Genomic DNA, 22,730 nt, shown 5'->3' with positions numbered 1-22,730 from the left:
AGGATGCAATTGTACTACGCGCCAACGTCGCCTTTCGTCCGGAAAGTTTTGGTAGTGGCGCACGAGCTTGGCATCGAGGGAGATCTCGAACTCATCCCGCTGCCGGCGAGCGAACCCCTGTCGCGTTCGATTGCGTCTGATCACAATCCAACCGGAAAGGTGCCCACGTTGGTGCTCGAGTCCGGAGATGCCATCTACGACAGTCCAGTCATTTGCGAGGTCCTGGAGTTTAGAGCCAGCGTGACCGGCTCGATCTTCCCTGCTCATCCGACTACGCGCTGGAAAGCGCTAGCTGTACAGGCTCTCGCCGACGGTCTGATGGAAGCCGCGATCACCGCGCGGCAAGAAAACGTCATGCGGCCGGAACCCCTACGTTGGCGGAACTGGTCGGCGTTTCAGCTCGGCAAGGTGACCGCTTGCCTCGATCGTTTGGAAGGGACTTCGTTGCGTGTCGATGGCCCTACCATCGCCGAGATCGCGGCGGGTTGCGCCGTTGGTTATCTTGAGTACAGGTTTCCGGATATCGGATGGCGACGCGGCCGACCCGCTCTTGAGCAATGGTTCGAGGCCTTCGCCGCGCGCAGCTCGATGCGGCTCACTGCACCGCCGCGATGAGGCTCGCTTGGATCATGCGACATATCTGCACTGCTCTCGATTTAGGCGGAATGGCTCCCGCGTTGGCTACCTTATCGTCAGGCGGCAGCGTCGGGATCCATCTACATTAATCAGTATACCAGCCTAATTTCGGAACGCCTGCTCCAGGGTTGGAACGGTGGCTCGCGCTGGGCAAGAGGTCGAAGTATCGAGCGTAGGAACAGGCGGCTCATGAACGCCAGCAGAGCAAATCCCAGCCCTGGAGCGTTGGACGACGCTCGGCTTGTCATGCTCTCCCTGGCCTTGGCGTGCATCTTGCTTGCATTGACCCCGATGTATGATGGCTGGGTTCCCATCCACCACGATGGGATTGGCTTTGCATCGATAGCCCTCGTTCTGGTCGGCGTCGGAGTTTCGACATGGCTGTCATTCAAAGCAGCAAAAGATCGAAAAGTGGAGATTTTGGTCGCGACGCTGCTTCTCCTTGCCGTGCTACCCACCCGTTGCTCTGGGCGCTTCGCGCCGTGCCGACGGAGACCATGGCGGCGTTTGTGGTGGTCTTCCTTTCGGTCTTGACGGGTTGCCTGTTTGGAGCCGCGGCAGGCGACCTGGCGGCCCTTTTCACGCCGGACGCCGGCGGTCGAACGCGCTTCGAACGTGGTCTCGGCATCGTGGCCCTCGGCGCTTTTTTTCCGGCTGCCTTGATCTACCGGTCGCCACAGATCTGGCCGCAGGCGCCCATTTGGTACACAATGGTGCTGTCGATCGTTACATTCGTTGTCATCGTGTCGTCAGAGCCTTTTCGTCCGGACAAACGACTTCGACAGGAACCGCCTGCTCCCTGGAAGAACACCCGCAACAGCTAACCGCGTGCTCCTGACTTAGGCGCTAGAGAACGAAAAGAACCTAGAGAGATGCGATTTACGCTTCGTCAGTTGGAGTATTTTGTCGCTGCCGGCGAAACAGGGAGCATCACTCTGGCTTCGGAGCGAATTAATATCTCGCAGCCCTCCATATCCACGGCGATCTCTCATCTGGAGCAGGAGCTCGGCACTCAACTGTTCGTCCGTCACCATGCGCTCGGACTCTCGCTGACGCCCGCAGGCCGCTCCCTCCTACTTGAAGCCAAGCGCGTCATCGAACAAGCACAAGGCCTCTATACGGTCGCGTCCGAAGCCGGCGACCAGATCAGGGGCAAGTTCGTTGTTGGTTGCCTGACCACTCTGGCTCCCATGGTGATGCCGGAGCTGACACACTCATTTACGACGGCATATCCCGGCGCTGAAGTCAGACAACTGGCAACGAACCAGGAAAGGTTGCTTGATGGTCTACGGCGAGCCGAAATCGATGTGGTGATCACCTATGATCTGGACCTGACCGAGGGCATATCCTTTCTGCCGCTCGCACGTTTGCCGATGCACGTCGTCCTCAGCGAGGCGCATCCGTTGGCAGGCAAGGGATCGGTTAGCCTCGCGGAGATGGCCGCAGAACCGTTGCTGTTGTTAGACTTGCCTCTGAGTCGGGAATACTTCCTCGCCATGTTCATGAAGGAGGGACTACAGCCAAACATTAGGGCCCGGTCCGAACATCAGGATGTCATTCGCACAATGGTGGCAAACGGTTACGGATATACGCTGGCAAACGTTCGGCCACGATCGGACCTTGCGCTTGACGGCCGCCGCGTCGTTCGGGTCCGGCTTGCGGGAGATCACAGGCCAATGGTCGTCGGTGTCGCGACCCTTTCGCAGCTCTCACGTTCCCGGATCATCGAGGTTTTCAGAAGCCATTGCCAGGCATTCATCTCCGATTCCTATATCCCCGGAATGGTCGCACCCGACTCCGAGCGATGGGTAAGGCGCGTGCCAAGCGCCCCGCCTGTCGCAAGTGAAGCGGATATTGGGCAACGGTAGGCTGTCGGCATGTCTACGCGGCTACGTTGCATAGCTGCTGTCTCGCCGGTCCAGGACCTGCTTCATCTCGGAGAAATGGGTAAGTCCCGCATGGGCGGTTCGCTGCCACGCTTGTGCGGTCTTCTCGGCAACGTGGTCCGATAAAAAGCGGATGTCACGTCCCGAGGCATAGGCAAGCATGAGGGTTCGGCAGGCGCGTTCAAAATGATAGAGAGTGTCGAACGTCTCTGCGATACTTGGACCGGTGACGAGCACACCATGATTGCCCATAAGCAGGGTCTGGTGGTTACCGAGAGCGGCAACCAGCCTCAGACCTTCGTCCTGATCATCGGCCATGCCGCCGTACTCGAGATCAAGCGCGACCCGCTGATGAAAGCGTGCGGTCGTTTGATCGATGGCCTTTAGTTCGGGATCGCTCAGGGTTGATAGCGCGGTGGCGTAAGGCGAATGGAGATGCATGACGCAGCGCGCCGCCGGAAGCTTCGCGTGGATTGAGCCGTGTATGTGCCAGGCCGTCGGATCTGGAGCATTGTTCTGCTCCATTGTCTTGTCGTCATCGGCGTCGAACAAAACCAGTTCGCTGGCCTTGACGAGTGAAAAATGTCGCCATTTCGGATTCATAAGAAAGCGGCGGCCGTCGTTCGATAAGGCGACGCTGAAGTGATTGGCGATCCCCTCATGCCAATCGAGAAGTGCTGCCATTCGAAAAGCGGCAGCAAGATCGACGCGCAGCTGCCATTCATCACTCTTGAAGTTCGACAAGGTGGTCCTCCGACATATCCATACTGGCCCGCTATCCTGCGCGCAAACCTCGCGCCAATCTTAAAATGGGTTTGGAGCCTCTGAGGCAATGATGAAAAACAAAAGAGGTGCTTAGTAAAATGCAGGGTGACAAAACTTGCGAAAAGCTGGCGGAACGCCAAACGATATGGTGCGATGCAATGGCTATCTGATCGTCCGGGCACGTCATGCAGATAGGAGATGAATTGCAAACTCATGGAGAGATCGTATGCGCACCGCTCTGAAGCTCTGGCTTGCCATCGCCTGCGTAACTACCGTTGTGCTGGACGCGAGGCCCGGATTGACTGCCGAACGTGAGATCGCCGTACAGGCTTGGGGCACGGCGTGGGAGCAAGGTCTTCAGCAAATCGCGACTAATTTCGAGAAGAAGACCGGCATCCACGTTGTGCCTGTGACGCAGTCGGGATCGGCTGATGGCTTTGCGCGTCTGCAGAGCATGCGCGATGCGCCAAAGATCGACGTATGGTTCACGACCTCGAGCTTTGCCGCGCGCGTGACGACCGATCAAAAGATGTTCAGCAAGATTCCGGAGCAGCAGTTCACGAACCTTGGGTCGTTGGTTGCCGGCGGAAAGTCGGACACATGGGTTGGCGCTTACTATTACCCGCTCTCCGTCATCTATCGGCCGAAGCTGGTGAAGGCCCCGATTAACGCATGGACGGACATCTGGAAGCCCGAATTCAAAGGTGCTCTCAGCGTCCCCGATGTGCAGACCTATCAAGCGCGTATGTTGTTGCTATCGGCTCTGACTCACGGTGGCAGCATCGACAATGTTGAGCCCGGCTTTGCCGCTCTCAAGGAGTTGAAGCCGAATATCGCGATGTTCTACGGATCCGATTCAGACGTCCGGAGAGCGCTAGCCCAAGGCGAGATCACCGCCATGGTGGGCCCGCCGTCGCAGGCGAAGCCGCTTCGCGACGATAACGTCGACGTGGTGGTAAAAACGCCGAAGCCCGCGGTCATCCTGTTTGACGTGATGGCGTTGGTCAACACGCCCAAAAAGGATATGGCCGTCCAGTTCATGGATTTCGTTATCTCATCGGAGTCGCAGAAGATTATCTCGACAATGTTCGATATGGGGCCGGTGAACCACATGGTCGTGCCGTCCGCCCAACTCGCGGCTGCCCTGCCATCCGAAGCGGACCAGGTGACGTTCGACGAAGCAAAAATCAACGCGAATGTCGCGGCCTGGAACGAGCGGTTCAAGGCCGAGATCGCTCGATGACCGTTGCCGAGGACGCTCAGCGGCCAATGCTCGAACTCGTTGGCTTGCGCAAGCGGTTTACGGAGGCAGACGTTGTGCGCGAGGTGTCCCTGAAGTTGCCACGAGGAGCGCTGTTGACGCTCCTCGGCCCTTCGGGGTGCGGCAAAAGCACGTTGCTTCGCATGATCGCCGGATTTGTTGAGCCGAGCAGCGGGCATGTCATTGTCAACGGGCGCAGTGTGACGAACCTGCGCCCGGAGCGCCGGCCGACAGCCATGCTGTTTCAGAGCTACGCTCTGTTTCCGCACATGACGGTATTTGACAATGTTGCGTTTGGCTTGAAGCTGCGTCGAATGGACAAAGCTGCGATCAAACGCAAAGTCGCCGACGCGCTTTCCTTGGTTCGGATGGAAGGTCTTGCCAGGCGGTTTCCCGCCGAATTATCGGGCGGGCAGCAGCAGCGGGTTGCCCTGGCCCGTTGTCTCGTCCTCGAACCGGAAATCCTCCTTCTGGATGAGCCGTTCGGTGCGCTCGACCGCCAGTTGCGCGACCAGATGCAGACGGAATTGCGCAAGCTGCAAAAGCAGTTGGGCGTCACGATGGTGGTCGTTACGCATGATCAAAACGAAGCCCTGGTCCTATCTGATCTGATCGCCGTTATGAATGCCGGTGAGATCGTGCAATGGGGAGCTCCAGCTGAGGTCTATGACAGGCCCATCAACCGTTTCGTCGCGTCGTTCATGGGGGTGACCAACATTATCCCCGGGGAACCGATCGGGGAGAGTGACAATCGCGCCTTCAGACTGCCCAACGGCGAAAAGGTCGAAATGATGCCCGGCGATTGCGCGCAGCGTTTCGCGCATATCGCGATTAGGCCGGAAAACCTGGCCATTGTGGAGACGTCCGATCCGAATGCTGTGTTTCGAGGCAAGGTCGAATTCGCGAGCCTCATTGGAAGTGCGATGAGCTATGAGGTGGAGATTGGGTCGATGACATTGTCGGTCGTGACACCGCGCTCGACAGGTGGCCCTCGCGTTGGCGATATCGTCGGCCTCGCCGTCAGGTCGGAAAACTTGATCGCTTTGAAAGAGTAAGTCTCATGCGATTGTTGCTGCTGCCAGCCGGGGTCCTTGCCGGAATATTCTTCGGCGCCTTTTTGGTTTTTGGCGGTGTTGGGTTCCTGCATTCGGCTCCGGGCACGCCTGGCTACGAAGGACCGTGGACGCTCGCCAACTATCTGCGTCTGGCGACGGATCGGGGAGCACTCGAAGCGTTCGGAACAACGATCGTGTTTGCCTGCTCGATCACGGTCGCCAGTGTCCTGCTCGGGTATCCGACCGCTTATGTGATCGCACGGTCAGAATCCAAACTTGCGCGGCATCTTCTCCTCGGAGCGCTTGTGCTCTCGTTTCTGACAGGGAGTATCAGCCGTGCCTACGGCTGGCTTATCGTGCTGGGCCGGCGGGGCCTCGTCAATGATATCCTGCTCGCCGCGGGAATCATCGATCGGCCGATAGCGCTTGTCTATAACAATGCGGGCGTGTTCATTGCCCTGCTTCATTTCACGCTTCCCTTCTTTGTGTTGACGGTGTTCGGTTCGATCCGCTCGCTTTCCAGGCGGACCGAGGAAGCCGCGCGCGACCTCGGCGCGACTGCCTTTCAGGCGTTCACCAAAGTTACATTGCCGCTGACGCTGCCAGCCATTGTAAGCGGCGCGACACTCGTATTCGCCCTCGGGATGAGCGCATTTGCGTACCCCCTGCTCCTTGGCGGCGGCCGTGTTCGCCTGGCATCGAACTATATCTACGATCAGATATTTGTGTCTTTCGATCTTCCTTATGCGGCTGCGGCGGCGACCGCCTTTCTGACAGTGGCGATCGGCAGTCTCTTCGCCTTGTTTATGCTCGAGCGCGCCGCCGGCCGTGTCGTAAGGAGGGAGCCTTGATATGAAGCAATCTGTCGCCCGTCTACCCTGGATCCTGTTTTGCGCCGCCATCCTGGTCTTTGTGATCTCGCCGACGATCTTCACCGCGTATTATTCGTTCGGACCCTCAAAGTATTTCCAGTTTCCCATCGCGAGCTATTCGCTGAAATGGTACTCGCTCTTCTTTGAGTCGTCCAAGTTCCAGTCAGCGATGATTCGGACCGCAATTCTCGCGGGCATTGTGACGCCCGTTTGCCTGCTGGTTGCTCTCGGAACCGCGCACGTGATGGCCCGCGGTTCGCTTCGATCCCGACGTTTGTTGGACGCGATCGCACTCTCACCCCTGGTTGTTCCTGGCATCGTCACCGGCATAGCGTTTCTGAGCGTTTTTCGGCTTGCCGGCATCGAGAGCGGGCTTGTACGCATGATGATCGCGATGCTGGTTGTCTGCTTGCCGTTTGCCCTGCGTGCGATCGCCGCAAATTATCAGAATATTGATCCCGCGACGGAAGAGGCTGCGCGCGATCTCGGCGCGGGTGCTTTCGCAGCTTACCTCAACGTGACCTTTCCGCAATTGAAACCCGGGTTTCTCGCCGGCGCGGTGTTTGTGTTCGTCGAGGTCATCGACAATTTTTCGGTGAACGCGTTTCTGACGGATCTGAACAGCGACACCTTATCCATCACGGCCTACCAGCATATCCGGGATTTTGATGACCCCCTTGTCGCGGTCATGTCGACGTTGCTGTCGATCATTACGCTGGTGGCTGTCCTGCTCGTGCAGAAAGCGATCGGCCTCGATAACGTGGTCAAAGCCCATTAAGAGAATAGGAAAGTTGACCCCGACCTAATCGGGGATTACAGCGGTAACGTCAATCTCAACCAGCCATTCGGGACGGGCGAGCGCTGAAATCACAACCCCGGTGGATACGGGGAAGACGCCCTTCAAATGCGCGCCGACCGAACGGTAGATAACCTCGCGGTAGCGCGGATCAACAAGGTAGATCGTGATCTTGCAGATGTCTTCGAGCTTGGCTCCACACTCGGTAAGTAGCTGCTTGACGTTCAGCATCGCCTGGTCGGCCTGGCCGGCGGCGTCTCCAACGGCAACATTCCTGCCATCATCCAGCTGCTGGCCGACTTGCCCGCGCAGAAAGACAAGGGTGCCGCGCGCGACGACAGCCTGGCAGAGGTCATTGTCGAGCTTTTGCTCGGGGTAAGTATCCTTTGTGTTGAAAGGCCTGATCCGTTTGTGCATCGTGAGTCCTGTGGCAGTGGTTTAATTGACGAAAGGCGTCGCAGATCATGTTGCGCCCGCCCATGCGCGGTCGCCGTGCCGCTCTCCAGAGGCCACGCACGGGCCCCGACCGGGAGGCGAACTCATGCTTGCTGAGCAGCGGTTTCCCGGGAATCGCGCCATAGCGGCATCGGCCGGCCATAGCTGCGATTGGCGTAGATGAGGGGAGAGCCGGATCCCGCCATAACGACGTCCTCCACACTGCCCATAAGAACCAGATGTGTGCCGATGGTTTGCCACGATGCCAGCCTGCAACTGAACGACACGAGGGAGCCGATAATCCGCGGACAGCCCAGAGCGTCCGGCGTAATGTCAACATTGGAGAATTTATCGCCGTTGGGCGACTTGGATCGCCCGGCGAAGCGGTCGGATACGAGAAACTGATCATCCCGCAGGATGTTCACGGCGAAGCGCTCGTTTGTCACGATAGCCCGCGCCGCCTGGCTGCTTTCGTTCACGCAGACCAGCAAGGTGGGATGAGGGGTGTCTGCGGTCACCGAAGCCATCGCCGACACTGTCAGGCCGTAGCGCCCGGCCGGCCCATCCGTGGCGACGATATTGACCGTGCAGGCAGCGTGGCTCATTCCTTGCAGGAAACGCTCGCGGAGAGGCATTTCGTTCGCAATCGACGTCTGTGTCATGGCTTCACCGAACCTGCCCGTTGAGGCTGGCCCACTGTTGATAGGCTTTGTCGCTGCTCTTGCGCGGCTTGTTGGGAAAGACCTTGTCGGAAAGTCCGGCGGCCTTGTGAGCAAAGGCGAGGGAGCCTTCCCAATCGAAAGTCCGGTAGACCGCACCGAGGTGCGCATAGGGCGGCGACTGCGCGAAAAGTTGGAAGGTCAGACGATGTCCGGCGTAATCCGAATTCAGCAGATCCCGCGCGAATGCCAGAAGCTTTCGGCGATCGCCGGAAACCCAGTTCTCGTTGATCGTATAGAATTTTTCGAGCCAGGGTCCCGTCTCAGCAGAGGCGAAGGAGGCACCATCCGGTGTGACGCAAATCTGGCCGCCGCAAAGTTCCCGCGCAATATGCATCATTTCGTGCAGCTGGGAACACGCCAGCACACGGCCGGTATAGAGCAGCGACTGATTGGGCATCATGAGACCGCCGGGGCTACGCTCTGCAAGAGCGATCGATGCGGTCAGATGCGCGTTGATGCTTTCGCGATAGACGGCAAGTTGCGCGAGTTTTTCCTGGACCGCTTGCTGCCGTTCGACACCGGTCTGCCGGGCGTTGAACAGAGCAGCGCCGATCATCAAATCGGCGAGCTTGATGTTGCGCTGGATGAATGCGAACGCCGAATAGCGATGCAAAGTCGACCTGATGTAGGTTGCAGCCTTCGTGTGCCGATAAAATAGAACGTTTTCCCAGGGAATTAGTACATTGTCGAAGATAACCAGCGTGTCCACCTCGTCGAAGCGGTTTGACAGCGGATAGTCATCATCCGATGCGCGGCCGGCAAATCCCGTGCGGCAAATGAATTTGAGATTCGGCGAGCTGAGGTCGCAAATGAACCCAACCGCATAGTCCGAGAGGGCGTTATTGGCCCAGTTCGCAATGGTTGGTTTGGTGAAGGCCTGATTTGCGTAGGCAGCCGCGGTCTCGTATTTCGCGCCACGCACGATGATGCCGGCATCGGTTTCCTTGACGACATGCAACAGCATATCGGGGTCCTGATCCTGCGGGGCTTTGGAGCGGTCGCCTTTCGGATCGGTGTTTGCCGAAACGTGAAACGGATCGGCCTGGAGCACCTTGGCGATGTGGTTGCGGATATTGGCGGAGAATTGGGGGTCGACTTCGTTCAGGACGTCCTGGCCGTCGAACAGCGACCACATCTCGCCCAGAGTTTCATCGCCGACGCGCGTAACGATCCCGCCAACCTCCTCGAGAAGCGTATCGGTTGCCCGTCGTTTGTCCCACCAATCGCCCTGGCTGTACGGCAATTTGGCGATAATCGCGTTCCGCTTACCATCGTCCTCGTAGCTCATGATGTCGCGCGTCGCGGCGTCATGCTGCATGTCATAGAATCGCGCCCGGATGTCAATCAGCGGCTTGAACGTCGGATGTTTTGTAACATCACGCACACGTTCTCCGCTGACATAGACGTGTCGTCCATCCCGGAGTGAATCTCGATACTGCGCGCCCGTACGGATCATGACTGCTCCCAAAATCGATGTCTGGTGCTGACAATGGGCAACGAGCGCGGCGAAGGGAAATACGGGTTTCGAGCCTGTTGGTTTGGAATTCCTGATGCCGCGTAACCTGACTGGCGGAGTTGCCGGGCGGGTCGATCGCTTAAGAAAATGCGATCCAATGGAAAGAAAGACCGTAGTTGGAGCCAGGCTAAGTTGCGCGCATAGTACGAACGTCAAATGTCCGTGTCAGAAGCCTGCAGTTGGATGGCCGGCGCTCGGCAATATGCCGAGATCGATGATGAGAAGCACGCGTGCGAACGGCAAGTTTCCCCATGTACAGCTTTGGCGAAGTAGCGAAAGCCAACGAGGCCTTATGGTCGATAGTTAAAGGCCGCCTCTGCGATCGTGGGCTCGATACCAGCGAGATAGCCTTCGATCATAAGCGGCATGCGGTTCCGCCAGATGTCGGGGAAGAGATTTTTCTAACGCAGATTTGCGGGTATCCACTCTTTAAGCGCTTTCGGAGCCGGGCTCGCATGCTGGCTGTCCCCTGCTATCGCTGGGCGGGTTGCGAGGGAGCTACGCACCGGGGTTATTTCATCGTCAGGACCGATGATGACGCGCAAACGCTCGGCGATCTACGGGGCCGGATATTTGGCTGCAACAACCATCTCTCGAATTCCGGAATGAACTTGCCGCGTCTGACGCTGGCGCGCCTCGCCGGCTTCGGGCACTTCTTCTCGGACGTCAAAATGACCGGTAGCCATGGTGCGAGCGTTGAGCAACTCGGTTCAAAGGCGATCGATGTGTGTTCGATTGACTGCGTGACCTGGGGGCTCCTTGGCCATCACGACGCATCGATCGGGAGGCAATTTCGCGTTCTTGACGAAACGGTCCCGAGCCCATCGCTGCCATTTGTGACGTCAGTGAGTACGCCTGAGGACGAGGTGAAAGTGCTGACCGATGTCCTGCACGAGATCGTGCGAGATCCTCACCTGCGCCCTACCTTGGATGTGCTCGGCCTGATGGGGCTGGCGGCGCCGGATGTCGCGGCATATGAGCGGCTCTCTGACTACGAACGTGAAGCCGCGAGGCGCGGTTACGAAGAGCTCCAGTAATTAAGCGCGAGTGCGGTGAGGTTAAAGGAATGACGTTCAGTATCGTTGCGAGATGTTCATCAACGGGAATGCTGGGGATGGCCGTATCGTCGTCCTCGCCATCGGTGGCCGCACGCTGTGCTCATGTCCGCGCGGATGTGGGAGCCTTCGCAACGCAGAACTTTACCGATCCGACATTAGGTCGCCGCGGCCTCGATCTCATGGAACGAGGTGCGAACGCTACGCAAACGATCGAGATCATTTCCGCGACCGCGAACGACCGCGAATATCGGCAGCTTGCAGCCGTAGGGAAGGTGGGTGCGCCCGCAATCTTTACCGGCGCTAAATGCATGGATCTGACCGGATCTGCGGTTACATCGGACGCGGCTGCCGTCGGCAATTTGCTTGCCTCTGTGTCAATTCCTTCGGCGATGGTCGAGTCGTTCGACAGCGCGAGTGGCCATCTGGCGTACCGCCTGATCCGTGCGATGCAGGCCGGTCTGCAGGCAGGAGGAGAAATCGAACCGGTGCGTTCTGCCGGATTGGTGGTCGTACACGAGCTTCCTTGGGCCATCGTCGATCTCCGCGTCGACTGGACAGAGGGGTGCCCCATTGGTGGCTTGCAGGATCTTTGGAATATCTGGGAACCGCGAATGCCAATCTATCTCGCACGCGCGCTTCGGCCCGCGGAAGCGCCAACGACCGATGTGGAGGCCGTCGCTCCGTGAGCCATAGCCCCGATAGTCTATCGATCCTGAGAGACCTGGTCTCGTTTCCAACAGTCAGCAGCGAATCGAACATCGCCCTGATCAGTTATGTTGAGGAATATCTCGCTGATTATGGGATTCGAGCAAAAACCATCCTCAGTGAAGACGGGCGCAAGGCGAATCTCTACGCGACGATCGGTCCGGACCACAAGCCAGGCGTGCTGCTTTCGGGCCATACCGATGTCGTGCCGACGCACGGCCAGGACTGGCTCGACGATCCGTTTGTGATGCGCGTGATGGACGGCAAGGCCATTGGCCGTGGAACCGTCGATATGAAGGGGTTCGTCGCCTGCGTACTCAATCTTGCATCCAATATTGAGACGCAACGGCTGCAACGTCCCATCCATATGGCCTTCAGCCACGATGAGGAAATTGGCTGCGTCGGCGTCCGTAGAATGCTTCCGGAAATTGCCCGCTTGCCGTGCGCTCCCACGATCTGCGTCATAGGCGAACCAACCGGAATGTCTCTCGTCACAGCACACAAGGGAAAGCTATTGGGCAGGGTGCGTTGCCAAGGTGTTCCCGGCCACTCCAGCGATCCGGACGATGGCGCCAATGCGATCATGATGGCAGGCGAGCTGTTGCAAGAATTTGCGAAGCTACAGAATGACCTCCGGCGATCCAAGCATATTGACGAAGGCTTCGCTGTACCGTTCAGCACTGTCCATGTTGGACGAATTGACGGCGGGACCATTTTGAACGTCATACCACCTTCGTGCTGCTTCGACTTCGAGATACGCAATCTTCCCGGAGACGACCCGGTTCGCATACTGCAGCAGCTCAGCAAAGCGGCAAACGCGATTGTCGCACGGTATCAAGCGACGCAGCCTTTAGCAGCAATCGATATCGAAATCTCCAATTCGTATCCTGCACTCAGAGCCTCTTCCGGCGGCGAACAGAGCCTTTTGAACGGACTCGCCCGAGAATCGGGCCCGTCAAAGGTGTCCTTCGGCACGGAAGCGGGTCTCTACGCCGAGATGCTCGGCGTTCCTGCGGTGGTCTGCGGGCCAGGCAGCGTTCAACAAGCCCATCGATCCGAAGAATATATCGAGCTGTCGCAATTGGCAGCATGCGACACGTTTCTTCGTGACCTGATGCTGAAGCTGACCAACCCCGCATGGCACCCGATCTACTCTTGATATGGAATCTCAAATGACTGTTCCGGCAGATGCCGTCGTCTCCCTGGTCAAGCGTGACGAACTTATCGGTGTCGCACGTGACCTCGTCGCGATACCGAGTTTTAAAGGCGAAGAAACACCTGTCGGGATGTTTATCGCCCAATGGTGCCAGCAGCGCGGATATTCCGTGGAGCTCGATGAGGTCGAGCCCGGCCGTGTGCAGGTCATTGCGACGCTCAAAGGGCGTAGCGGCGGCCGTAGCCTGATGCTGAACGGGCACACCGATATCAATTCGCTCACGCGCGGCTGGGATCGCGATCCATGGCAGGCGTGGGTCGAGGGGGACAAGCTCTATGGCCATGGCGTGCAGAACATGAAGGGCGGCCTCGCGACCATCATGGTGGCCGCCGAAGCGGTCCGCCAGTCAGGCGCTCCCTTGGCTGGCGATCTGGTGCTTGCTTTCGTCGTGGGGGAGACCCAGGGCGGCGAAGGCATGCATCACCTGATGAATCGCGGCTTTCGCACCGATATGGCTATCATTGCCGAGCCGTTCGGCGCCAACAACATCGCTACCATTCATAGCGGTATCGTTCACTTTGCGATACACGTCCTCGGGCGCTCAGGACATCTAAGCCGTCGAGAAGATACGGTTCATGCCGTAAACAACATGGCTGAGGTTCTTCGGCGGCTCGACCGAATGACCTTTTCCTGCCCGCCGTTCCCGGCACTGCCTGCCTTGCCGCGTCTCAACGTGGGGAGCATCATTGGAGGTCGCGGTCCGGAGTACCTGTCCGAACCACCCTACATTCCGGACTATTGCACCATCGTTGTCGATGTCCATTTCGTGCCGGGTCAAACAGTTCGTGACGTGCTCAGCGACATCACGTCGGTCCTTGATGGCATTAAGTGTGATATTCCAGAGTTCAATTACCAGATCGAGGTGCCGCCGCCGCCTTCGATCAAGGGCCGACGTCGGTTGGTGATGGATCCGGTAGAGGTTCCGGAGGAGGCCGAGATCGTTCAATTGATTGCCGGTGCGTACCGATCGGTTTCGGGCAAAAACATAGATCGGATTGGCGCCATCCTGCCGACATCCTATTCGGCGTGCGATACATCTTGGCTCTGCAAAGCTGGCATTGCTGCCGTCAATTACGGACCTTTGACTGAATTCGCAGCGGCAGGTCCGGAAGGCGCCTGCGTCATCATTAGTGAAATGGAAACTGTGGCGAAAGTCATGGCGCTTACGGCTATTCAGGTGTGTGCCGCCTGACGGCGGCATGCGCTTTCGACGTGTCGGAGGTTCAGGCGTGTCGGAAGCGGCTCCCGAAATGGTCTGATGGTAAGCCCGCATTCATCTGAAACAGCTTTTCCCTCAGCGTACCGGGCGCGTACTCCAGCTTGTACACGCCACGCGACTGCAGCTCGGGAATGACAAGCTCGACGAAGTCGGTGAAACTTTCCGGGGTAACTGTCCGGATAAGATTGAAGCCGTCGATGTCAGCCTCTTTGACCCACATTTGAAGGGCGTCCGCTACTTCGATCGGGTCGCCGACGATAGCCGCAATGCGGGTACCGAGTTCCAACTGACCCAAAAGCTTGCGAACAGTCAGCGCTCCGCCGGGGTTCCTCTTGGTGATGGCCTCCACAGCAGAAACCATAGCGTTCGTGTTTTCAGCTACGATCGGATCGTCCAGGCCATATTGCGAATAATCGATTCCTGTCGAGCTACAGAGGTGGACGAGCCCCGCATAGGGACTGGCAAAACGCTTGTACTCGTCATACTTCTCGCGAGCCTCGGCCGACGTCTTTCCGACGACAACGACGATTCCAAGGAAGACGAGGACGCCCCGCGGGTCGCGCCCGGCATCGGCCGTTCGCTGTCTGAGCTGTGCAACCATCTTTCCTGTCTCGGATGGTGATCGTCCGACCAGGAAGACACATTCTGCATGTCTGCCGGCAAACGACTGCCCACTGGATGATGAGCCGGCCTGATAGAGGACTGGCGTTCGCTGAGGCGACGGCTCACAAAGATGGACTGCGTTCATTTTAAGAAACTGCCCGGCGTGATTGATCGTGTGAATTTTGGAGGGATCGGCAAAAACACCCGACTGCCGGTCGCGCAGAACGGCGCCGTCCTCCCAACTACCTTCCCAAAGCTTGTAGACACACTGCATGAACTCTTCCGCAAGTTCATAGCGTTGGGCATGCTCGGTTTGACCGTCTCGACCCATTGCATGCGCAGCGCTGTCGAGGTAGCCCGTAACAATGTTCCAGCCGACCCGACCCTTGGTCAGATGATCCAACGTCGAAAAGCGGCGAGCCAGCAGATATGGATATTCGTAGGAAAGATTCGCGGTGACGCCGAAGCCTAAGTTGCGTGTTACAGCTGCCATGGCCGATATCAACAGAACGGGATCGCCAATCGGAATCTGCACAGCCTCCTTGCAGGCGTCTTTCGGTGACGCCCCGTAGACGTCGTTCACGCCGACGACGTCCGCCATGAACAAGCCATCGAACTTGCCCTTCTCGAGCAATTGCGCCAACGAGGTCCAGTATTCCAGGCTGTTATAGTCGGTCGAATTGTCCCGAGGATGGCGCCAGAGCCCGTGCGCAATGTGACCGACCGAATTCATGTTGAATGCATTGAGCAGGATCTTTCGCATGTTCGACGCTTTCGACGGCTCTATATTCTGGCTCGGTGAAGATTGGAGGGTGCCGGGTGGCCGGACCACGGCACCCATACGAGTCTAAGCCGGTCGCAGCCCCTCGTAACTTCGCAAATTTCTTGGTTGTGGATAGGCTATTCGAGAGACGCCATCGGGCGTATCGCGCGGACTCGGCACCGATCGACCCTACCATCGTCTCGTTCGGCGATAATTTCTGAGGCGCGGGTAACGATTTGCCCTTGGGCAACCCGATGTTAGTCACGCTCTACTGCGCGGGAAGCAGATTCGTTAGATCGGTTTCCTCTCATGTCAGGCAGTCGCCGTGAAAGAAGGTCAATTTTATATAATGATTTCAATGGTATACGAGTTCGCAGTTTTATTCTGAATGGCGCGCCATCTGCACCAAATCGCGCTCAGTGACTTGTGCGCGCGCAGCGGTCGTGTGCCATTGTGTGCCTACCCGATCGCTCTGGCCAATGTCGTTATCATGCTTAAGGCATCTTCGCCCATACCGACTGGCGTCGCCCCGCCCCTTGCTTCCGCAATTACCGTCGTCCGGTACCCTATTAGCAATACAGACGGAAAGCCCAGGAGGACAACGATCAACATCGATCTTAAAATTTTAGCGCTTTGCCGCACCGAACGGAAATGCCGCTGTCTGCCAAGGTTCCCCGCCCTTCAAACTCTCGGCTAACGCACTTGCACAAGCCCCCAGTAGAGCCTCGCCTTTGAGGCTCGAGCTGCGCCTTGCATCGCCGGCGACGCCCGAGCTGGTTACCTCATCAAATGGAATAAAACGTCTGAGCGTAGGCAAGAGAGAGGCGGCAACATCGAAGGACGGACCCTGTGCCTCTGAACACCGCGCCATGTCGATTAGCTCTGGCGCGACTACCATCATCATGGAAGTTTCTGCCTCACAGGCGTGCATGAGGCCCTTCTGGTCCTCCAACAAGCTCGCGATCTCATTTGGCGCAACCATGAAATAGGTCACCGTCGCAATTGGCACGTTAAGCTCACGTGTCAAGTCCGCGGATATTGCGGCGAGGCCGGCGATGTTGCCTGCATGCCCATTAACGAGCACCACTTTTCGGAACCCTGCATTAAGGATAGAGCGGCACAGATCGCGAAGCAGCGCATGATACGTTTGGAGGCTGAGCGAAAACGTTCCGCCGAACGATAGATGGTGGTCAGCGAGTCCGCACCACACGGTTGGCGCTACCACCACAGGGATGTCGGACAACAATAGTTGGGCCGTTCGACGGCACACCGCCGTCACAAGCATGTCGTCCACTCCTGTCGGGAGGTGGGGACCGTGCTGTTCGGTAGATCCTACCGGCAAGAGAACTACAGCGTCCTGGGCCGCCAGCGCCCTTAACGCTTGCGCGTTCAGGCGACTCCAGTTGATCTCGGCCATAGAAGATATCCACCCTACTACTTCTTGACCAACGGGCATTCACTATCGGCTAAGGGCAGGTAGGCATCCGTGCTCGAGACAGTTTTCAAAACGTTATAGTATTCCCAAAGAGCCGTTATCGCGGACGGCTCCTTAACCTGAACGAGATAGAAATCGTGAATCAGCTTTCCGTCCTCGCGGATCTTTGCCCCTCTCGCGTAGAAATCGTCGACCGGTGTCGAGCGCATCTTTTCTAGAACCGAGTCTGTGGCGTCTGTGCCAGCGGCAACGACGGATTTCAGATAGTGAAACACGCCAGAATAGACGGCTGCTTGGGGTTCCGTCGGCATCGCCCCGTGCAGCTTGTAGAAGCGCTGAGAAAAGGCTCTTGTCTCGTCATTTCGTGCCCAATACCACGCGGTCAAGCTGGTCAGGCCCTTGCTCGTTTCCGGACCCATGGCGTGCACATCGGTGATGAACATTAACTCGGCTACGGGCTTCTGAGGCCCAACATTCATGCCGAATTCGTTCCATTGCTTCATCGAAGTTACAAGCTGCTCTCCAGCATTCGCAAAGGCGACGACCTTGGCGCCCGACGCCTGGGCTTGCAGAAGAAACGAGCTATAGTCGGCATTTCCGAGCGGGTGAAACACCGCGCCCAACGACTTGCCGCCTGCGGCCGCAAGCGCGCGCTGCGATTCCAAAACCATGTTCTTTCCAAACGCGTAGTCGGCCGCGATAAAGAACCAGGTATCGTATCCCTGCGAGACAAGCGTGCGAATGGGACCGGCAACCAGATTGTAGGAATCGTGAAGCCAAGCGAGACCCGTTTTGGCACACTGCTTGCCAGTCAGTTCGGTCGTGGCAACTGATGAATAAATGACGATCTTGTTCTTGTCTCGAGCTATCGATTGAATTGCCAATCCAACCGCCGAGTTACCCACATCAGCGACCATGTCGACGCCATCTACGTCGAACCACTTGCGAACAATACCTACGCCGATATCTGCTTTGTTCTGGTGGTCCGCCGATATGATATCGACCTTGATCGACGGTGATGTCTTCTGAAAGTCTTCTGCTGCCAATTTCGCAGCGATAACGGATCCCCGGCCATTCGAATCCGACAATGGTCCTGCCTGGTCGTTGATGATGCCGATCCGGACGACACCATCCGAGAACTCGGCAGCGAGCGCCTGAGGAGCGATTAGTATTGTCGCCAGCGCAAAAAAGAGTACGAGCCTGCTTTGGGCTCGCTTCGGGCAACGCCCTGGCAACACATTCAAGCTCATTCCACACGTCATTCGACTGCCCTCGACATAAAGCCTCTCATTGTGCTCGTGATTTGCTGGTGAGGAGCGTTCCGGATCTGAATCGCAGGACGCGATCCTCGAGACCATCTGGCGCACGACACTTGATTGCCGCACGCCGATATCGGAGCTCGATTGAGCGCTTAAGCCGATACGGTTTCCCGGGATGCAAGCTTCCTGGCCGCGCGATCAACTGCTGCTTGACGGTCACGGAGCCAAGGAACGGAATCGGAGCGAAGCTTTGCCAGCAGTTCGGGAGGAGCATTCTGCACCGTGATGTCGAACGGTGGCTCCGGTTGATATTCGAGGAAAAGTTGAAGCCGTTTGGCGACGTCCTCACCGCAGACCTCCGCGGCGACCTGGAAGGCAAAGTCGACGCCAGCTGTAACGCCGCCGCCGGAAATGCGGTTGCGATCGACAACAACACGCTTGTGAACCGCGATCGCCCCGAAGCATGCGAGCATGTCCCGCATCAGCCAATGGCACGCAGACTTATAACCCGTGAGCAACCCCGCAGCACCGAGGATCAGACAGCCGGCACAGATTGAGGTGACGAAGCGCGCCGCGCCTCCTTTCTCGCGAACAAACGCGATGACCTCATCATCGTCCATGATCGACGTCATGCCAGGGCCGCCGCCGATGCAGAAAATGTCCAAATCCGGACAGTCGCTGAACGTGGTGGTCGGCAGCAACGGAAGGCCGACATCGCTGATCACCGGTTCGATGCGCTTCCACAAGAGATGAACGCGAGCATTTGGCAAGCGAGCCAACACTTCGAAAGGTCCCGTGACATCGAGCTGAGTCATTCCGGGGAAAAAAACGATACCGATCTCGATTGGCTTGCTGGACATCTGTCACCTCGCGGGTTGGAGCGGAGCGACGTTGACAGTCCAGCGGGTTTGCCGAAATGTCATAATACACGCAATTTCTGCCAAGGCTGATCATGACATCATCTTCTCCCCGACGCCTGGTTTTCGTGCTGTTCGAGGACGCCTTGCTGCTCGACTTCGCCGGCCCCATGCAAGTCTTTGAATTAGCTTGCGAAACTTATGAACGTAAGCACGCGCCGTATGTTTGGCAGATTTGCTCGTCGAAGGGAGGACGGATAAGGATCTCGGCAGGCTTGGAACTGATGACGACACCCGTTGCCGACTGTGATCCGACCGATATCGACACATTATTCGTTGGCGGCGGACCTGGAGTTCACCGTGCCGCTGCCGACCCCCGGCTCATTGAATGGTTGCACGCAGCGTCGCCGAACGTAAGGCGTGTCTGTTCGGTCTGTACGGGCACCTTCGTTTTGGCGGCAGCCGGTTTGCTGAGCGGACGAAAAGCGACAACCCATTGGGGTTCTTGCGAACTGCTTGGTGCCCGACATCCGGAAATTTCCGTTTTGGTCGACCCGGTGTTTGTGCACGACCGGGGAATTTGGACATCGGCGGGCGTCACCGCGGGCATCGATCTGGCACTCAGCCTGCTGGAAGACGATCTTGGCCACCGCGAAGCGATGAGGGTAGCACGCCGGCTGGTCGTGTTTCTAAAACGACCCGGGGGACAGGCTCAGTTCAGCGTACCTCTTTCGGTGCAGTCCGCCGACGATAGATCGTTCGAAGAAATCTCGACATGGATACAAGGCAACCTGGGACGCGATTTGCGCGTAGAGCGCCTCGCCGAGAAGGCCGGAATGAGCCCCCGCACATTCGCCCGCGTTTTCCGACAAAGAACGGGTCGGTCACCCGGGAAGGCCGTCGAGGAATTTCGCGTCGAAGCCGCCCGCAGAGCTTTGGAAGAGTCCAACGTCGGCATCAAGGAAATCGCGACTCGCGCCGGCTTCCAGAGCGAAGAGCACCTGCGACGCGCCTTTCGCCGGCGACTGAACGTGTTACCGCACGAGTATCGAGCCAGGTTTCATCGAAACGATCCATAGTCCCGAAAGCGGACTGAGCATATCCGCAATAGAAGGACGGACGCGACAGACCGCACCAAAATTATCATATCCTGAACGTCGACCGGAATGAAATCTGCGGATGGTTGGAATGCACGTCGTGACGATTAGAGGATGCCCTGCGGGCATCGCTCTCGGACGTCAAATCGTCCCACAGGTCGAAGCCCTCGCCCGGGGCCTGGGCTGGCACACCAACGCGTCGATGCGCGCCGCGTTGGCCGCCGCTCCTGCAGAAGTCAGGCCCTACGAAAACGTGTTTCTGGGCTAGCTGCGCGAGCATTCGTTCGATGCGCCGAGCGGCAGTCTAGTTCGGGCGTTCGCGCAGGCCGGCGTCCGGCGGGCGATGGATCTCAAGCGTAGCTCTCATTCTTCGGATACCGGGCGCCCCGGAGCGAGACGAGACGTCGAAGAGGCCGAGGCGCAGTTCCTGGCGCTGCCGGCGATCAGATACCGCTACGGAACGACGCATGGCGACCTTCACGGCAACAACGTCCGCATCGCCGGCGCGGACGCGATCCTGATCGATTTCGCGTCGGTCGACTACGGGCCGCTGACCGTGGATCCCGCAGCGTTGGACGTGTCCTTGATGATGGATACCCGGCTCGTCGCGGGCGACGATTGGATGCGGCTGGCCGACGAGGTCTATGAGCTGAAGGCGCTGCGTACGCCTGCGGTGCCGCCGCGCCCCGAACGGGATGCGGCGAACCTCCTCGATGCGCTGCATTACATCCGGCAGACGGCGTTCACCGTCCAGTTCTCGGACGTGGAGTACCCGGTCGTCGTCGCACTGCAGTTGCTCCGGAAGGCGTCGTACGACGGAGACGATGCCGAGGGCCAACAGCGCCGGGTGCATGCCTACCGCCTGGCGGACCGGATCATCGGTCAATTGGCCGACGAGCATCTCCGGACGGCGGCCCGTCGGACGCCCGACGCTGCGTAAAGGCCGGCGCGCGTAACCGACAAAACACCACGACTTACGAAAATATAAGCTCGGATCGTCGAGCCGTCGTGGGCGGTCTTCTTCCTGTCGCGCCGAACGCGGTCGCACCACCGAAGATGCGGAAGCCTTCGCTTTGCGGTACGGTAGACGTCGCGCATGGAACGAATAGAGCGCGGTCAACAGCCGCAAGCGCTCGCGCGCGTTTGAGACGGATTGCATATCTTTGCGCCTGTCACTGCCGTTCGAATCTCGACGGAAGTGTCGGCTCAATGCGCGCCAATCTGCCTGGCGGGATCACTGTGGCGGAGTTCGCCAACGTTCGCCGACGCTTATTCAACGGATATTCGACGACTTCTCCGCACCAGCTCTAAGTCGTTGAATTTTATGGCGCTCCCTAGGCGCGCCCGGAACGATTCGAACGTCCGACCCTCAGATTCGTAGTCTGGACGCTCGGAGTCGCAATTACGATTGCGATCATCTCATTGTATTTTGAATCCCCCGTCCGATTTCAACGCCATAGCTATCCAAATCCCGCACGAACATTGGATCGCCCTTTCCCGCCTCGCACGCGTCGGTTTCCATGTCGATAATCCGATTTGGCTAGAGGCATGGGAATATGGCGGCAAAGAACGAAAGGGCCCCGATTGAGCCGCTTGCTCCCGCCGCACCGGAAGCACCCGGCCTGGCGGTTAGTGTTCGGTTCGAAGACGCGACCCTGCGCCTAGCCCGCCTGATTGGCCGTCAGATAGCCCGCGAGGAGTTCGAGCCACGACACCGCAACGGAAAAAAATAAAAGGAGCAGCTGAAATTATGAAGCGCGGAAAGTCGCCATGATAATCGATAGCAGTTGACGCGCGCCCGTATTATACGTATAATGCGGACTTGATCAACAGCCCAAACGAGATACCCCATCATGGTTCAGACCAGCGCCTTGGAATTCCAGCGCAAATTCGGCGAGTTTCAGCATCAGGCTCAGCGAGAGCCCGTAGAGATTACGCGCCACGGCCGGCGGGAGTTCGTGCTGATGTCGGCCGAACATTATGACTGGCTAACGGCGGCCGCCAAGCGCACCTACCGAACGGTCGATGCGACCCAGGTGGTGATCGACGCTGTTGAACGGGCCGAGATGGACCCTGAACATGCCACCCTCAACGAACTGCTCAAGTGAGCCGGCCAAGTGGCCTTTCCTGAGCCTAAGCCGGGCTTCGTCGTCCGCTATGATTATCTTTGGACCCATGAAGCCGCAGCGGGACGTGATCAGGGAAAGGACCGTCCGGCCTGTCTCGTCGCCGCGAGCGACAGCCAGACAAGGCCACGTTTTTTGGTCCTGTTGCCGATCACCCACACGGCGCCCGATGGCGATACGATCGGGATTGAGATCCCAGCGAAGGTCAAACAGGCAATTGGTCTCGACGATGCGCGGAGTTGGGTCATCGTATCCGAGCACAACATCGACGAATGGCCGAACGCCGGTCTTTCACCGATTCCGGGAAAGCCGGGCGTGTTCGGTTATGGCTTTATTCCGCCCGGCTTGTTCGCGCAGATCAAAGCCAGGTTCCTCGAGCTCGCTCGACAGAACAAGAGCGGCGCGGTTCGCCGCTGATTGCGAATGGATGTAAGGGGAAGCCTCCGAT

The 22,730-nt window shown here is 58.1% G+C and carries 23 protein-coding genes; 15 read left to right on the top strand and 8 right to left on the bottom strand.

The window, feature by feature from the left end; translation table 11 throughout:
• Positions 1-3: 3 nt before the first annotated feature.
• The 3 genes from RS897_RS16780 to RS897_RS16770 all read left to right on the top strand — a co-directional run bounded on the left by RS897_RS16780 (position 4) and on the right by RS897_RS16770 (position 2,504).
• Positions 4-615: a glutathione S-transferase N-terminal domain-containing protein gene (locus tag RS897_RS16780; protein WP_315837635.1), complete on the top strand. Its 612-nt coding sequence runs from the start codon at positions 4-6 to the stop codon at positions 613-615.
• Between the two features lie 398 nt (positions 616-1,013).
• Positions 1,014-1,460: a hypothetical protein gene (locus RS897_RS16775; protein WP_315837634.1), complete on the top strand. Its 447-nt coding sequence runs from the start codon at positions 1,014-1,016 to the stop codon at positions 1,458-1,460.
• Positions 1,461-1,508: 48 nt separating this feature from the next.
• Positions 1,509-2,504 carry a LysR substrate-binding domain-containing protein gene (locus RS897_RS16770; RefSeq protein ID WP_315837633.1) on the top strand — a complete coding sequence of 332 codons (996 nt, stop codon included), beginning with the start codon at positions 1,509-1,511 and terminating at the stop codon, positions 2,502-2,504.
• 21 nt (positions 2,505-2,525) lie between these two features.
• Here RS897_RS16770 and RS897_RS16765 read toward each other — a convergent pair whose 3' ends face one another.
• A complete protein-coding gene (locus RS897_RS16765) occupies positions 2,526-3,266 on the bottom strand; it encodes a class II aldolase/adducin family protein (protein ID WP_315837632.1) in 741 nt (246 codons plus the stop codon).
• Between the two features lie 247 nt (positions 3,267-3,513).
• Between RS897_RS16765 and RS897_RS16760 the strand changes: the two genes are divergently transcribed.
• The 4 genes from RS897_RS16760 to RS897_RS16745 are packed head-to-tail and all read left to right on the top strand — an operon-like array spanning position 3,514 to position 7,253.
• Positions 3,514-4,530, top strand: coding sequence for an ABC transporter substrate-binding protein (locus RS897_RS16760; RefSeq protein WP_315837631.1), 1,017 nt, complete (start codon positions 3,514-3,516; stop codon positions 4,528-4,530).
• Positions 4,527-5,603 carry an ABC transporter ATP-binding protein gene (locus tag RS897_RS16755; RefSeq protein WP_315837630.1) on the top strand — a complete coding sequence of 359 codons (1,077 nt, stop codon included), beginning with the start codon at positions 4,527-4,529 and terminating at the stop codon, positions 5,601-5,603. The genes RS897_RS16760 and RS897_RS16755 overlap by 4 nt, the downstream gene beginning before the upstream one ends.
• A 5-nt stretch (positions 5,604-5,608) precedes the next feature.
• On the top strand, positions 5,609-6,454 hold the full coding sequence (locus RS897_RS16750; protein WP_315837629.1) for an ABC transporter permease: 846 nt from the start codon (positions 5,609-5,611) through the stop codon (positions 6,452-6,454).
• Position 6,455: 1 nt separating this feature from the next.
• Complete coding sequence (locus RS897_RS16745) at positions 6,456-7,253, top strand: ABC transporter permease (RefSeq protein ID WP_315837628.1); 798 nt, start codon at positions 6,456-6,458, stop codon at positions 7,251-7,253.
• Positions 7,254-7,277: 24 nt separating this feature from the next.
• On the opposite strand, the gene RS897_RS16740 is transcribed toward RS897_RS16745, so the two are convergent.
• The 3 genes from RS897_RS16740 to RS897_RS16730 all read right to left on the bottom strand — a co-directional run bounded on the left by RS897_RS16740 (position 7,278) and on the right by RS897_RS16730 (position 9,884).
• A complete protein-coding gene (locus RS897_RS16740; RefSeq protein ID WP_315837627.1) occupies positions 7,278-7,688 on the bottom strand; it encodes a RidA family protein in 411 nt (136 codons plus the stop codon).
• A 122-nt stretch (positions 7,689-7,810) separates the two neighbouring features.
• Positions 7,811-8,368 (bottom strand): flavin reductase family protein, encoded by a 558-nt coding sequence (locus RS897_RS16735; protein WP_315837626.1) that lies wholly within the window; start codon positions 8,366-8,368, stop codon positions 7,811-7,813.
• 4 nt (positions 8,369-8,372) lie between these two features.
• Entirely contained in the window at positions 8,373-9,884 is a 1,512-nt protein-coding gene (locus RS897_RS16730; RefSeq protein WP_315837625.1) for a 4-hydroxyphenylacetate 3-hydroxylase family protein, read from the bottom strand.
• Between the two features lie 515 nt (positions 9,885-10,399).
• Here RS897_RS16730 and RS897_RS16725 point away from each other — a divergent pair.
• From RS897_RS16725 to RS897_RS16710, 4 genes are read left to right on the top strand one after another with little or no spacing between them, the layout of a single operon-like run.
• On the top strand, positions 10,400-10,981 hold the full coding sequence (locus RS897_RS16725; protein ID WP_315837624.1) for a phosphate/phosphite/phosphonate ABC transporter substrate-binding protein: 582 nt from the start codon (positions 10,400-10,402) through the stop codon (positions 10,979-10,981).
• A 29-nt stretch (positions 10,982-11,010) separates the two neighbouring features.
• Positions 11,011-11,688, top strand: coding sequence for a DUF1028 domain-containing protein (locus tag RS897_RS16720; protein ID WP_315837623.1), 678 nt, complete (start codon positions 11,011-11,013; stop codon positions 11,686-11,688).
• Positions 11,685-12,866 carry an acetylornithine deacetylase gene (gene argE, locus RS897_RS16715; protein ID WP_315837622.1) on the top strand — a complete coding sequence of 394 codons (1,182 nt, stop codon included), beginning with the start codon at positions 11,685-11,687 and terminating at the stop codon, positions 12,864-12,866. Before RS897_RS16720 ends, argE begins: the two co-directional genes overlap by 4 nt.
• A 13-nt stretch (positions 12,867-12,879) precedes the next feature.
• A complete protein-coding gene (locus tag RS897_RS16710) occupies positions 12,880-14,115 on the top strand; it encodes a M20 family metallopeptidase (protein WP_315837621.1) in 1,236 nt (411 codons plus the stop codon).
• Between the two features lie 31 nt (positions 14,116-14,146).
• On the opposite strand, the gene RS897_RS16705 is transcribed toward RS897_RS16710, so the two are convergent.
• From RS897_RS16705 to RS897_RS16690, 4 genes are all read right to left on the bottom strand, one after another.
• Entirely contained in the window at positions 14,147-15,508 is a 1,362-nt protein-coding gene (locus RS897_RS16705; protein WP_315837620.1) for an LLM class flavin-dependent oxidoreductase, read from the bottom strand.
• 625 nt (positions 15,509-16,133) lie between these two features.
• The gene (locus tag RS897_RS16700; RefSeq protein ID WP_315837619.1) at positions 16,134-16,925 is read right to left on the bottom strand and encodes a creatininase family protein; all 792 of its coding nucleotides are present in this window, start codon (positions 16,923-16,925) and stop codon (positions 16,134-16,136) included.
• Positions 16,926-16,942: 17 nt separating this feature from the next.
• Positions 16,943-18,193 carry an ABC transporter substrate-binding protein gene (locus RS897_RS16695; protein ID WP_315837618.1) on the bottom strand — a complete coding sequence of 417 codons (1,251 nt, stop codon included), beginning with the start codon at positions 18,191-18,193 and terminating at the stop codon, positions 16,943-16,945.
• A 161-nt stretch (positions 18,194-18,354) separates the two neighbouring features.
• On the bottom strand, positions 18,355-19,062 hold the full coding sequence (locus RS897_RS16690) for a DJ-1/PfpI family protein (protein ID WP_315837617.1): 708 nt from the start codon (positions 19,060-19,062) through the stop codon (positions 18,355-18,357).
• A gap of 92 nt (positions 19,063-19,154) precedes the next feature.
• Here RS897_RS16690 and RS897_RS16685 point away from each other — a divergent pair, with 92 nt between their 5' ends.
• The 4 genes from RS897_RS16685 (at position 19,155) to RS897_RS16670 (ending at position 22,699) form a co-directional block, all read left to right on the top strand.
• Positions 19,155-20,138, top strand: coding sequence for a GlxA family transcriptional regulator (locus RS897_RS16685; RefSeq protein WP_315837616.1), 984 nt, complete (start codon positions 19,155-19,157; stop codon positions 20,136-20,138).
• 361 nt (positions 20,139-20,499) lie between these two features.
• Positions 20,500-21,096 carry a phosphotransferase gene (locus RS897_RS16680; protein ID WP_315837615.1) on the top strand — a complete coding sequence of 199 codons (597 nt, stop codon included), beginning with the start codon at positions 20,500-20,502 and terminating at the stop codon, positions 21,094-21,096.
• A 913-nt stretch (positions 21,097-22,009) separates the two neighbouring features.
• Positions 22,010-22,264 carry a type II toxin-antitoxin system prevent-host-death family antitoxin gene (locus tag RS897_RS16675; protein ID WP_315837614.1) on the top strand — a complete coding sequence of 85 codons (255 nt, stop codon included), beginning with the start codon at positions 22,010-22,012 and terminating at the stop codon, positions 22,262-22,264.
• 9 nt (positions 22,265-22,273) lie between these two features.
• On the top strand, positions 22,274-22,699 hold the full coding sequence (locus tag RS897_RS16670; RefSeq protein ID WP_315837613.1) for a hypothetical protein: 426 nt from the start codon (positions 22,274-22,276) through the stop codon (positions 22,697-22,699).
• Positions 22,700-22,730 lie beyond the last annotated feature (31 nt).

This window comes from Bradyrhizobium prioriisuperbiae (assembly GCF_032397745.1).
GTDB classification, from domain to species: domain Bacteria; phylum Pseudomonadota; class Alphaproteobacteria; order Rhizobiales; family Xanthobacteraceae; genus Bradyrhizobium_A; species Bradyrhizobium_A prioriisuperbiae.
Note: the sequence above shows the minus strand (reverse complement) of the source record. Positions and strands in the feature narration are given on the sequence as shown.